Genomic DNA, 11593 nt, shown 5'->3' with positions numbered 1-11593 from the left:
TTCTCTATTCGCTGCTGCCTGTCGTCGCCAATACCGTCGTCGGACTTGCGGGCGTGCCGCGCGCGGCAAACGACGCTGCCCGCGGCATCGGCATGACCGGCCGGCAGCGGCTATTCAAGATCGAGTTTCCGCTGGCACTGCCGGTGATCCTGACCGCGATCCGCATCGTGCTCGTCCAGAATATCGGCATGGCGACGATTGCCGCGCTGATCGGCGGCGGCGGTTTCGGCGTCTTCGTCTTCCAGGGCATCGGCCAGACAGCGATGGACCTTGTCCTGCTTGGCGCCGTACCGACCGTGGCGCTCGCCTTTGCCTCGGCCGTCGTCCTCGACGCGCTGATCGAGATGAACTCCCGCCTCCCCAACGGAGCCAGATCCGCATGATCGAGATCGACGCCATCACCAAGCGCTATGACGGTATCGCCGTCGTCGACGATGTCTCGATGGTGATCGAGCCCCGCACGGTCACGGTCGTCGTCGGCACGTCCGGCTCCGGCAAGACGACCCTAATCCGGATGATCAACCGGCTGGTGGAGGCGACAGAAGGCGCCATCCGGCTCGATGGCGAGGACAACCGGTCCATCCCGGGCTACGAGTTGCGTCGCCGGATCGGTTACGCCATCCAGGGCCATGGGCTTTTCCCGCACCGGACGGTGGCGCAGAACATTGCGACGGTGCCCGGCCTGCTCGGCTGGACGAAGGCCCGCACCGACGCCAAGGTCGAGGAATTGCTGACGCTCTTCCAGCTCGAGCCGAAGACGTTCGGGCCACGTTATCCGCACGAACTCTCCGGCGGCCAGCAGCAGCGCGTCGGGGTGGCGCGGGCGCTTGCGGCCGAACCGAACGTGCTGTTGATGGACGAGCCCTTCGGGGCGCTCGATCCGATCATCCGCGCCAAGGCGCAGGAAGATCTGCTGGCGATCCAGAAACATTTCGCCACGACGATTGTCCTGGTGACCCATGACATGAATGAGGCGTTCCATCTCGCCGACAAGATTGCCGTGATGGACAAGGGCAGGGTGGTGCAATACGGGCCGCCGGCCGAACTCGTCCGTGCACCGGCGACGCCCTTCGTCGAGACGCTGATCGGTGATGCGGAACGGCCGTTCCGGCTGCTTTCGATTGCAAGGACCGGCGCTGCCGTAGAGCCGGGCGAGGCGGAAGGCGAGCCGATCCGCGAGGACAGGAGTCAGCAGGAGGCGCTTGCCGACCTGATCTGGAGCGGCCGGGATGCGCTTCCGGTTATTTCTAGGAGCGGCGCTCCGATGGGGCGGGTGACGCTCGACGCGATCCTCAAGCGCGCCGCGAGGCCACGATGAGGGCTTGGGTGCCGACCATCCTGCGCAGCCTTCTGCTTCTCGTGCTGATCGCCTTCCTGGTCTCGCCGGAAAGTTTTGAGCCGCTGCTGAAGCCGCTCGTGCAGCCGAACGCACCGGCGATCTACAATCAGGGCAGCCTGCTCAGCCTGACGATCCTGCACCTGCGGACGGTCTTGATCGCGACGTTGGCGGCGACGATCATCGCCGTGCTTCTGGCGATCCTCGTTACCCGGCCGTTCGGGGTGGAGTTCCTGGCGCTTTCCCGAAGCCTCGTCAATATCGGCCAGACGTTTCCGCCGGTCGCTGTTTTGGCGCTTGCCGTCCCGGCCGTCGGTTTCGGCGAGAAGCCGACGCTGATCGCGCTGTTTCTCTACGGGCTTCTGCCGATCTTTGAAAACACGCTGACGGCGCTCACCAACCTGCCACGATCGGTGATGGAGGCGGCGCGTGGTTCCGGCATGACACCTTTCCAGCGGCTCATTCAGGTCGAGTTGCCGCTGTCCTTGCCGGTGGTTGTCGCCGGCATCAGGCTTTCGGTGGTGATCAGTCTCGCCACCGCGACGATCGGTTCGACGGTTGCGGCAAAGACCCTCGGCGAGGTGATCATCGCCGGGCTGCAATCCAACAACCTTGCCTTCGTGCTGCAGGGCGGGCTGATCGTCGGCGCGCTGGCCGTGTTGATCTATGATGGGCTCTCGGCGATTGAAGCCATGATCGCCCGCCGGACGGGTGCGGCCTAACCGTGGCTGGAATCGGTCGGCACGACCGGTTCGACATCCTGTTTCAGGTTGCCGCGGTGGAAGATGAACAGCCCGGCGATGACGATGATGCCGGCGCCCGTCAGCGTCTGGACATCCGGGAAATCGCCGAAGAAAATCCAGCCGAGCACGATCGCCCAGAGCAGCAGCGTATATTGCAGCGGCGCCAGCACCGAGGCCGGCGCCAGTTTCAGCGAGCGGGTGATCAGCAGATGCGCGCCGCAGGAGACGATGCCGAGCAGCAGAAGGGCCAGCAGTTCTCCGGTATTGAACGGGCTCCAGTTGCCGACGGTCAGGAACGCGCCGGCCACGAGGCATGCAAGCGTCTGCCAGGTGACGAGGGTCGCATCCGGGGTCGAGCGTAGCGTGCGGTTCAGCACCAGCGTCAGTGCGAAGGAAAGACTGCCGATCAGCCCGAAGATCGACGGCAATGACAGCATTTCCGAGGAGGGACGAAGGGCGATCACCACACCGATGAAGCCGATCAGAACGGCGAGCCAGCGCCGCCACCCGATGCGCTCGCCGAGCAGGAAATGCGAGAGGGCGGCCACATAGATCGGGCCGGCCATGTAGAAGGTCATGACGTCGGCGAGCGGCAGGTACGCGACGGCGGCGTAGAAAAGCCCGGTGTCGGCTGTCGCCAGCACGATGCGCAGCACATGCAGCGGCGGTTTCTCGACCTTGTAGAGTGCCGAAATCGGCTGACGGGCGAGCATCGGGCCGAGCACGAAAAAGGCGCCGACCGACCGGATCAGCAGGACCTGTCCAACCGAAAAGCTCGCCACCAGCCATTTGCCCATGGCATCGTTGAGGGCAAACATGAAATCGCCGAGCAGCATCAGCAGTATGCCTGCCAGTACCGCATTGCCCGCTATCGCCGAGGCTGCTCTCTTGTTCATGGTGTGCGAGCGTTCCCGACTCTGATCCTGCAATTTGAAAGTGCGGACTTACCCGGCGAGCCTGCCACCTTGCAAGGGCCTTGGTGCACCGGTGGTTGTGGGAAAACTGATCGGCAGGCCGCGCAATACGCGTACCGCAAGGAACGCGAAACACTCGGCCTCGACAGCATCGCCCCGCCAGCCGAGCGTATCGGCGGAAACGGCCTTCACGCCGGCGCGGCTTTCAAGCATCGACATGATCGTCGGATTGTGGCGGCCGCCGCCGCTGACGATCAGCCGCTTCGGACGGTGCGGCAAAAGATCGAGTGCCCTGCCGACGGCGGATGCTGTGAAGGCCGAAAGCGTTGCCGCGCCGGTGGCGTCGTCGAGACCGTCCGCCATGGCGGCGGTGAAGTCGAAACGATCGAGCGATTTGGGATAGGGCGCCGTGAGATAGGGATGCTCGAGAAGCTTTGCGAGGCGTTCCTCGTCGACTTTGCCGGAGGCGCCGAGCGCGCCGTTGCGGTCCATCTCGCCAAGGCCGCGTGCCTTGATGAAGTCGTTGAGCGGCGCATTGGCCGGGCCGGTATCGAAGGCGATCATCAGATCCCTGCCATCCCACCAGGTGATGTTGGCGACGCCGCCGAGATTGAGCACGGCCGTATCGCCGCTGGTATCGACGCCGCGTAGCAGAGCCGAATGATAGGCGGCGGCAAGCGGCGCGCCCTGGCCACCCGCCCGCACGTCCGCCGAGCGGAAATCGTAGGCGACCTTGGTGCCGAGGATCGAGGCCATCAGCTCGCCATCGCCGAGCTGGCGGGTGTCGCCGAGCCTGTCTTTGGTGGGTGCCCGGTGCAGCACGCTCTGGCCGTGGAAACCGACGATGCCGATATCGGCCATCGTCAGCCCCGTGCTTTCGACGAGTTCCCTGACGGCGTGGGACTGCGCCTTTGTGAGCGCCTCTTCGGCCTCGCGGAAGATCGCCGGATCGGATCCTTCGAAATTCCAGACGCGGGCCTGAGCGAGCGTTTCCTCCAGGAGGGCGCGGATTTCCGGCGGATAGGGGGCGAGCGTATAGGCACCAAACGTGTCGATCGTCTCGCCGTCCGTCTTCAGGAGCGCCACGTCGATATTGCCGTCGAGGACGGTTCCGGTCATCAGGCCGACAGCCCAGATTGGCTCCATGATCAGCTCCTCAGGTTTGGTTCACGAGATTGCAGACCGCCTGCCGCAGGGCCAGGATGCCGCTGTCGAAATGGCGGGTCGGATGGATGCGGTTGGTGAGCAGGGTCACGGCACGGCCCCTGTCGAAATCGATCAGCAAGCTTGTGCCGGTAAAGCCCGTATGGCCGATCGTTCCGGGGTTGCACAGGTTTCCGCCCCACCAGTCGGCATAGGGATGCTCCCAACCATGGGTCCGCCTGTTCGAGAGCGGCGCGCGCATCAGCGCGATCGCATTCCCGGACGCGCCGGTGCCGTCGAGCAGGCTTTCGGCGAAGTCCAGAACCGACATCACCGTGCCGAACAGGCCCGCATGGCCGGAACCCTGCAGCGCCGCGCAATTTTCGTCGTGCACTTCGCCCGACAGGATCCTCTGCCGCCAGGCGCAGTCTTCGGTGGCGGCGGAATTTTCCGGATCGGCAGACCAGGCGAAGCCTGGGCCGGGATCGAGGTCGCGGATCGTCTTCTTTGCCAGCCGTTCGAGCGCGAAGCCGAGCAGGATGAAGTTGATGTCGGAATAGACCGGCGGACCGGCCTTCCATTCCCGCTGCAGGATAAAGGCGCGGAGCAGGTCCGGATCGCGGCCATAGGTGTAGATCGGCTCGACACCCGGGAACGGCGTCTGGTGGCCGAGGCACTGTCGGAAGGTGATCTTCCGTTCCCAGGCCTCTGCATTGTATTGGCGCAGGTCCGGCAGCAGAGTGGTGAGCGGCGCGTCGAGATCGATCATGCCGTCGTCGGCGAGCTTCAGGATGCGCGTCGTGGTGAAGATCACCTTGGTGAGCGAGGCGAGATCGAACCAGGTATCCACGGTCATCGGACGTTCAACCGGAACAACCTGCGCCGAGCCGACGGCGCGGGTCATGCGCCCGTGTCTCAGGTCGACGATGCCGAGCACTCCGCCGGGAATGCGTCTGTCGGTGACGGAACGCTCGAGTGGGGCGAAGGCCCGCTGGAAGACGGCGGCAAGCTCGGGGTTGGCGGACGCTTTGTCTTTCATATCGTTACATCCTCAGGCTTCCGCCCGCGCCCGGTGATCCGGTCCACAGGTCTGCCACTCGGCGGGCGGCGGCTCGAAACCCGGTGGCCGAACCAGAGACGGTACCTGGCGGGTATCGAGTTCGAAATGCTGGTTGCGGCGCTCGATGCTCGGCACGGCGGAAATCAGCCGCCTGGTATAGGAATGTTGCGGGCTGGACAGGACCGACGCGGCATTGCCAATCTCGACGATCTGGCCTGCATAAAGCACCGCGATGCGGTGGGCGATACGTTCGACGACGGCCATGTCATGCGACACGAACAGATAGGCGAGGCCATATTCGTGCTGCAGGTCGACCAGCAGTTCCAGCACCTTGGCCTGAACCGAGACGTCCAGCGCCGAGACTGCCTCGTCGAGCACGACGATCGACGGATTGAGCATCAGCGCACGGGCGATGCAGAGGCGCTGGCGCTGGCCGCCGGAAAACTCGTGCGGATAGCGCAGCAGGCTGTTTTCGGGCAAGCCGACGCGCTTCAGCAGCGCCACCATTTTCGCCCGCGTTTCCGCGTCGATCCGGCCACCGGCGGCGATCACCGGTTCGGCGAGGATGCTGTCGATCCGCAGGCGCGGATTGAGCGAGGCGTAGGGGTTCTGGAAGACCATCTGCACGGAGGGATCGCTTCCGTCCACGATCGTTCCGTTGTTGGCGGAGAAGCTGCCGCGCGTCGGCTTCACGAGCCCCAAGATGGCGCGGGCCGTGGTCGACTTGCCGGAGCCGCTCTCGCCGACAATCGCCAGCGTTTCGCCCGGCATCAGGTCGAAGCCGACATTCTCAACCGCATGGACCGAGCCCGGCGAGCGGCTGAAGATGCTGCCGGCCACCTTGAAACGCACCGTCAGGCCATCGACTTTCAGGGCAGGGACAATCGCCTCGGATTTTTCTCGGGTGAAATCGGAACGGGCGGCGCGGCCGGATTCGAAATGCGGCACGGCGCTCAGGAGATGTTGCGTATAGGGATGTTTCGGCTGGTCGAGGACGTCGCCGAGCGGTCCCTGCTCGACCGCTTCGCCGGCCTGCATGACCATGACCTTGTCGGCAATGCCGGCAACGAGGCCGATGTCATGGGTGATGAAGATCATCCCCATGTCGGTCTCACGCTTCAATTCGCCGAGCAGAGCCATGATCTGGGCCTGGACGGTCACGTCGAGCGCGGTCGTCGGCTCGTCGGCGATCAGCAGGCGTGGATTGCAGGCGAGCGCCATGGCGATCATGACGCGCTGGAGCATGCCTCCGGAAAGCTGGTTCGGGGTGTATTTGAGACGCCGCGCGGCATCGGGGATGCGGACGCGATCGAGTGCGTCCTTGGCGGCAGCCGTCGCCTGCCTGCCCGTCAGTCCGCGATGCAGGCGAAACGATTCCTCGATCTGGCGGCCGATCGTCAGCACCGGGTTGAGCGAAGTCATCGGTTCCTGGAAGATCATGCCGATCTCGGAACCGCGGATTTTTTCGAGCACCGGCTCTTCAGCCTTGGTGATATCAAGAATGCTGCCGTCGGCGCGCTTCAGGGTGATCGAACCGCCGATGATCCGGCCGCCGCCGAAATCGACCAACCGGTTGATGGAGAGCGCCGTCACCGATTTGCCGGAGCCGCTTTCGCCGACGATCGCCAGCGTCTCGCCGGCATCGAGGTCGAAGCTGACGCCCTTAACGATCTCGTTCTGCTTCGGGTCACGCCCGAAACCGACACGCAGGCCGGATACCGAGAGAAGCGATGTCATGGCGCGGACCTCCGCGTCTTGGGGTCGAGGATGTCGCGCAAGGCGTCGCCGAGCAGGTTGAAGCCGAGAATGCTGATCATGATCGCGACCGCCGGGAAGATCAGCAGCCAGGGCGCGTTTTCCATCAGGTTACGGCTGTCGGCGAGCATCAGGCCGAGCGAGGAGGCCGGCGGCTGGGTGCCGAGGCCGAGGAAGCTCAAGCCCGCTTCGGTCAGCAGCGACCAGGCGAGCGCCAGCGTCACCTGAACGGTCAGCGGTGCCACCAGGTTAAGGAGCAGATGCCGGGTCAGGATATAGCGCCGGCTCGAGCCGAAGGTGCGGGCAGCATCGACGAATTCGCGGGCTTTGATCGAGAGCGCCGGGCCGCGCACTACGCGGGTAAAGATCGGCGTGTAGACGATGGCGATTGCAGCTACGCTCGTCCAGGTGCCGGGGCCGACAACGGCGATGATCAGGAGCGCGAGCAGGATGGCTGGGAAGGCGAGCAGCACGTCCATGATGCGCATCACGAGGCCGTCCCAGGCCTTTCCGAACCAGGCGGCCGTGAGGCCGAGCACAGTTCCAGCAACCGTCGCGATCGCCACCGAGCAGAAGGCGACGAGGAAGGACTGGCCGATGCCGTTCATCAGCCGACTTGCCACATCGCGGCCGAACAGGTCGGTGCCCATCCAGTAGACGGCATTCGGCGCATGCAGACGGTCGATGCGGAACTGCTGCAGGGGATTGTGAGGGGTAATGCCGGACATGCCGAGCAGCGCGACGACGACATAGATCACGACGATCGTACCGCCGATCCTGCCGCTGGAATGGCTGAAAATTGCACGCAGCATCGACATCAGTTGCTCTCTCCGAGCCGGATGCGTGGATCAAGCGTCACGTAGGCGAGGTCGACGAGCAGGTTGACCACCATGAAGTTGAAGGCAATGAACAGGACGCAGCCCTGCACCAGCGCGTAATCGCGCTGCAGGATCGCTTCGAGGACGAGACGGCCGAGGCCGGGCAGGGCGTAGATCTGCTCGACCAGCACGGCGCCGCCGAGCAGATAGCCGAACTCGACGCCGCTCAGGGTGACGACCGGGATCAGTGCGTTCGGCAAGGCATGGCGCCAGATGACGCTGCGTTTTGGCACGCCCTTGGAGCGGGCGGTGCGGACATAGTCGTCGGAGAGGACATCCAGCATGGCGGAGCGCGAGATGCGGGTGACGGAGGCGGCGAAGGCGAAACCGAGCGTGATCGCCGGCAGGATCATCTGGCCGAGATTGCGCAAGGGATCGGTCAGGAACGGCGTGAACTCGCCCATGGCCGGCAGGATGCCGAAACCGGCCGACAGGGCATAGATGATCAGCAGACCGACGACGAAATTCGGTGTCGACTGGCCGATCATCGCGAAGATGCGTACCGCCAGATCGGACATTCTTTCGTTGCGGGTGGCGGCGAACACGCCGGCCGGCAGGCCGACGAGCAGCGCCACGCACATGGACATCAAGGCGAGCTGCAGCGTCAGCGGGAAACGTTCGAGGATGATGGTGAGCGCCGGCTTGCCATGGATGACGGAAATGCCGAGATCACCCTGGAGGACGCCGAGAAGCCAGCTCCAGTATTGCACCAGGATCGGCTTGTCGATGCCGAAATAGGCCGAGAGCGCCGCCCTCTGCGCCGGTGTCAGCAGGCCGGCTTCGGTGCCGAGCATCGCGGTGATCGCGTCACCCGGTACCAATCGAATTGCGACGAACACGAGGATGGAGACCCCGAGCATCACGAGCGGAAACGTCAACAGCCGTCGCGCCAGGTAACTCATTCGCCCACCAACCTCGTATCCGTCATGCTTTCGCGATTACTGCAACGTGACCTTGCTCAGGCCGAACAGCGAGCCTTCCGGCGTCGGCACGAAGCCCTGAACATTCTTCTGCTGTGCGGTGTAGCTGTAGGACGTGTAGAGCCAGGCCCAGGGGGCGACTTCGACGAGGTGCTTCTCGAAGTCGGCGAAGATGACCTTGCGCTTGGCAGGGTCGGTCTCGACGCGGCCCTTCTGCATCAGGCTGTCGAGCGTGTCGTCGATGTAGTTGGTGACCTTCTGCAGGTTGCCGGTCTTGGTCCAGTAACGGTTGTACATGGAATAAGGATCGGCACGGCCGCCATTCAGCGCCACCGCCATGTCGAAGTCGCCCTTCAGCCAGGCGTCGACATAGACGTTGAGCTCCATCATCTTGATGTTGAGCTTGACGCCGATTTCGGCGAGCTGGGACTGCAGGACCTGCGCTTCGGCGGCTGCGGTCGCAGGCTCGCCATTGGCGGCGATCACGGTCGCGGTGAAGCCGTTCGCAAAACCCGCGTCGGCCATCAGCTTCTTCGCCTTGGCGATATCCTGCTTGTAGCAGAACAGCGCGCTGGCGTCGGACGTGTAACCGGGCATGGTCAGCGGACCGGTGACCTTGCCTTCACCGACCGAAGCCGTGTCGAGCACGTCCTTGCGGTCGATGGCGCAGGAGATTGCCTGGCGCACGGCGAGAACGTCCATCGGCTTGCGGGACGGGTTCATCTGCAGGACGTGGTAGGCGAGAACCGGCGTGCGGTTGAGGACGAGGCTGGTTTCCTTCGGCACGAGGGTTGCGACCAGCGGATCGTTGATCAGCGCGAAGTCGACCTGCTTGGTGCGCAGCGCCGCAAGGATCGCGGTCTCGTCCGGCAGAACGCTGATGTCGATGCCGTCGATCGCGATCTTGCCGCCGGCCCAATCCTTGTTGGCGGAGAGCGTTTCCTTGGAATTCGGCTCCCACTTGTCGAGCTTAAACGGGCCGGTACCGAGCGCCTTGGTGCCAATCGTGCCGGCCGCGATTTCAGCCGCCGGTACGATGGCGGCGTTGATGCTCGCCATGGCGGTCAGAAGCGGTGCGTCCGGCTGCGACAGCTTGAAGACGACCGTCGCCTGGTCCGGGGTCTCGATCGAGGCGATCGACAGGAAGTTGGCGCGGGCGGCGGCGGCGGTCTTTTCGTCGAGAAGGCGTTCGAACGAGGCCTTCACGTCGGCGGCCGTTACCGGCTTGCCGTCCTGGAATTTTGCGTTCGGGTTAAGCTTGAAGGTCAGTTGCTTGGCGTCGGCTGCAAATTCCCAGGAGGCTGCGACGGCCGGGACGATCTGCAGGTCCTTGTCGAGGCGGACGAGCGGCTCATAGATCAGCTCCAGCAGGCGGATCGAGGAAAATGCGGTCTGCTTGTGCGGATCAAGGCCGGTCGCATCCTGCTTCCAGGCCATTTTCAGCGAGGCGGCGGATGCCGGCGAGGCGATCGCGGTCGCGCCGATGGTGACGGCCAGCGCAAGGCCGGACAGCAGTTTAGTCGAAAGATGTCTTCCCATTTTTATTCTCCCTCTTTTGATATCTGTTCGTTGTCTCGACCCAGCCACATTTGAGCAGCGGCCGTCATTCAGCAGCTTTACGCTGTCTTCCCATCAATTGCCTTGCGGAGGAAGCCTCCGGCATCGTCGAGCGCCACGCGCGCCGTATCGACATCCATTCCCGTCAGCGCGATCAGGATCGCCAGTTTGACGTCGTTGCCGGTGAGGTCAAGCACGCGGCGCGCCTCTTCCGTCGTGCAGCCGGTCGCCTGCATGACGATGCGGGCAGCGCGGGCGACGAGCTTCTGATTGCTGGCATGCAGGTCGACCATCAGGTTCTGATAGCTCTTGCCGATGCGGATCATGCTCGCCGTGGTCAGCATGTTGAGCACGAGCTTCTGGGCCGTGCCGGATTTCAGCCGCGTCGAACCGGTCAGGATTTCCGGACCGACCACCGGCGAGATGGCGATGTCGGCAATATCGGCTATGACGGCGTCCGGATTGCAGGACAGGGCGACGGTCTTTGCCCCGATCTCCTTGGCATAGTTCAGGGCACCGATGACGTAAGGGGTGCGGCCGCTGACGGCGATGCCGACAACGACGTCGGCTGCGGTCAGGCCGATGTCTACGAGATCCTGCCGGCCCTGTTCCGGGCTGTCTTCGGCGCCTTCGACGGCGTGCTGCAGGGCGTGGCTGCCGCCGGCGATCAGGCCGACGACCATGCCTTCCGGGACGCTGAAAGTCGGGGGGCATTCGGAAGCATCGAGCACGCCGAGGCGGCCGCTGGTGCCGGCGCCGATATAGACCAGCCGTGCGCCATTCTGGAAAGCGCGGACGATTTCGTCCACGGCCTCGGCGATCTGCGGGATCACCTTTTCAACTGCGGTCGCGACGCCCTTGTCTTCATCATTGATCTCGCGCAGGACATCGACTGTCGGCAGCAGATCGATATCCATGGAGCGGGGATTGCGGTCTTCCGAAACCAGTCTTTCCAGTTCGGATATCAGCCGTTCGTCGCTCATGACCCTGCCTTCGAGATCGGGGTGCAGCGCAGCGCTTCGCAGGATCTGCGTCATACGATGTTGCTCCTCACCCTTCGTTGCCTTTCCCAAAGGATTAGGATCATCCATTCCATGAGTCAATTGAGAATTGGAATATATTATTCCATTTCCTTCCTGGACCTACCGAGACACGGGATCAGGGTCAGGAGGCTTGAAGGGCCTTGCGTGCGAGAATGATGGCGCCCGAGACGGCGTCGCCGTCGGCGGGTTTCAGGCGGCGGCGGACATCGGGCGCCAGCCAGGCCTCAAGCGGGCTCGACAGCCC

11 protein-coding genes and 1 pseudogene are annotated in these 11593 nt (G+C 64.0%); 3 read left to right on the top strand and 9 right to left on the bottom strand.

The window, feature by feature from the left end:
• The 3 genes from MOV61_RS24250 to MOV61_RS24240 all read left to right on the top strand — a co-directional run.
• Positions 1–383 (top strand): ABC transporter permease (locus tag MOV61_RS24250; protein ID WP_247138427.1); only part of this gene is annotated, 383 nt, incomplete at its 5' end.
• On the top strand, positions 380–1318 hold the full coding sequence (locus MOV61_RS24245; RefSeq protein WP_247138426.1) for an ABC transporter ATP-binding protein: 939 nt from the start codon (positions 380–382) through the stop codon (positions 1316–1318). The genes MOV61_RS24250 and MOV61_RS24245, both read left to right, overlap by 4 nt.
• Positions 1315–2058 (top strand): ABC transporter permease, encoded by a 744-nt coding sequence (locus tag MOV61_RS24240; RefSeq protein WP_247138425.1) that lies wholly within the window; start codon positions 1315–1317, stop codon positions 2056–2058. The genes MOV61_RS24245 and MOV61_RS24240 overlap by 4 nt, the downstream gene beginning before the upstream one ends.
• Here MOV61_RS24240 and MOV61_RS24235 read toward each other — a convergent pair.
• From MOV61_RS24235 to MOV61_RS24195, 9 genes and pseudogenes are all read right to left on the bottom strand, one after another.
• Positions 2055–2975, bottom strand: coding sequence for a DMT family transporter (locus tag MOV61_RS24235; protein ID WP_151043075.1), 921 nt, complete (start codon positions 2973–2975; stop codon positions 2055–2057). The two genes, MOV61_RS24240 and MOV61_RS24235, sit on opposite strands and share 4 nt — an antisense overlap.
• 48 nt (positions 2976–3023) lie before the next feature.
• Positions 3024–4139 carry an anhydro-N-acetylmuramic acid kinase gene (locus tag MOV61_RS24230; RefSeq protein ID WP_247138424.1) on the bottom strand — a complete coding sequence of 372 codons (1116 nt, stop codon included), beginning with the start codon at positions 4137–4139 and terminating at the stop codon, positions 3024–3026.
• Positions 4140–4149: 10 nt separating this feature from the next.
• Positions 4150–5175, bottom strand: a complete 1026-nt coding sequence (locus tag MOV61_RS24225) for a serine hydrolase (protein ID WP_247138423.1) — start codon at positions 5173–5175, stop codon at positions 4150–4152.
• A 12-nt stretch (positions 5176–5187) separates the two neighbouring features.
• Positions 5188–6933, bottom strand: coding sequence for an ABC transporter ATP-binding protein (locus MOV61_RS24220; RefSeq protein ID WP_247138422.1), 1746 nt, complete (start codon positions 6931–6933; stop codon positions 5188–5190).
• Positions 6930–7769 carry an ABC transporter permease gene (locus MOV61_RS24215; protein ID WP_247138421.1) on the bottom strand — a complete coding sequence of 280 codons (840 nt, stop codon included), beginning with the start codon at positions 7767–7769 and terminating at the stop codon, positions 6930–6932. The genes MOV61_RS24220 and MOV61_RS24215 overlap by 4 nt, the downstream gene beginning before the upstream one ends.
• Positions 7769–8731 (bottom strand): ABC transporter permease, encoded by a 963-nt coding sequence (locus MOV61_RS24210; protein WP_247138420.1) that lies wholly within the window; start codon positions 8729–8731, stop codon positions 7769–7771. The genes MOV61_RS24215 and MOV61_RS24210 overlap by 1 nt, the downstream gene beginning before the upstream one ends.
• Positions 8732–8767: 36 nt before the next feature.
• The gene (locus MOV61_RS24205; protein WP_247138419.1) at positions 8768–10288 is read right to left on the bottom strand and encodes an ABC transporter substrate-binding protein; all 1521 of its coding nucleotides are present in this window, start codon (positions 10286–10288) and stop codon (positions 8768–8770) included.
• A gap of 77 nt (positions 10289–10365) precedes the next feature.
• On the bottom strand, positions 10366–11289 hold the full coding sequence (gene murQ / locus MOV61_RS24200) for an N-acetylmuramic acid 6-phosphate etherase (RefSeq protein WP_247032891.1): 924 nt from the start codon (positions 11287–11289) through the stop codon (positions 10366–10368).
• A gap of 181 nt (positions 11290–11470) precedes the next feature.
• A pseudogene (locus MOV61_RS24195) lies at positions 11471–11593 on the bottom strand (N-acetylglucosamine kinase); the annotation flags it as partial.

The organism is Neorhizobium sp. BETTINA12A, assembly GCF_023006485.1.
Lineage (GTDB): Bacteria > Pseudomonadota > Alphaproteobacteria > Rhizobiales > Rhizobiaceae > Neorhizobium.
Note: the sequence above shows the minus strand (reverse complement) of the source record. Positions and strands in the feature narration are given on the sequence as shown.

Excerpts from the sequence above, each read along its gene's own strand:
- MOV61_RS24240 (WP_247138425.1), top strand. The coding sequence starts at position 1,315 with ATGAGGGCTTGGGTGCCGACCATCCTGCGCAGCCTTCTGCTTCTCGTG.
- MOV61_RS24230 (WP_247138424.1), bottom strand. The coding sequence starts at position 4,139 with ATGGAGCCAATCTGGGCTGTCGGCCTGATGACCGGAACCGTCCTCGAC.
- MOV61_RS24235 (WP_151043075.1), bottom strand. The coding sequence starts at position 2,975 with ATGAACAAGAGAGCAGCCTCGGCGATAGCGGGCAATGCGGTACTGGCA.
- MOV61_RS24205 (WP_247138419.1), bottom strand. The coding sequence starts at position 10,288 with ATGGGAAGACATCTTTCGACTAAACTGCTGTCCGGCCTTGCGCTGGCC.
- MOV61_RS24245 (WP_247138426.1), top strand. The coding sequence starts at position 380 with ATGATCGAGATCGACGCCATCACCAAGCGCTATGACGGTATCGCCGTC.
- MOV61_RS24220 (WP_247138422.1), bottom strand. The coding sequence starts at position 6,933 with ATGACATCGCTTCTCTCGGTATCCGGCCTGCGTGTCGGTTTCGGGCGT.
- MOV61_RS24225 (WP_247138423.1), bottom strand. The coding sequence starts at position 5,175 with ATGAAAGACAAAGCGTCCGCCAACCCCGAGCTTGCCGCCGTCTTCCAG.
- MOV61_RS24215 (WP_247138421.1), bottom strand. The coding sequence starts at position 7,769 with ATGTCGATGCTGCGTGCAATTTTCAGCCATTCCAGCGGCAGGATCGGC.
- murQ (WP_247032891.1), bottom strand. The coding sequence starts at position 11,289 with ATGAGCGACGAACGGCTGATATCCGAACTGGAAAGACTGGTTTCGGAA.
- MOV61_RS24210 (WP_247138420.1), bottom strand. The coding sequence starts at position 8,731 with ATGAGTTACCTGGCGCGACGGCTGTTGACGTTTCCGCTCGTGATGCTC.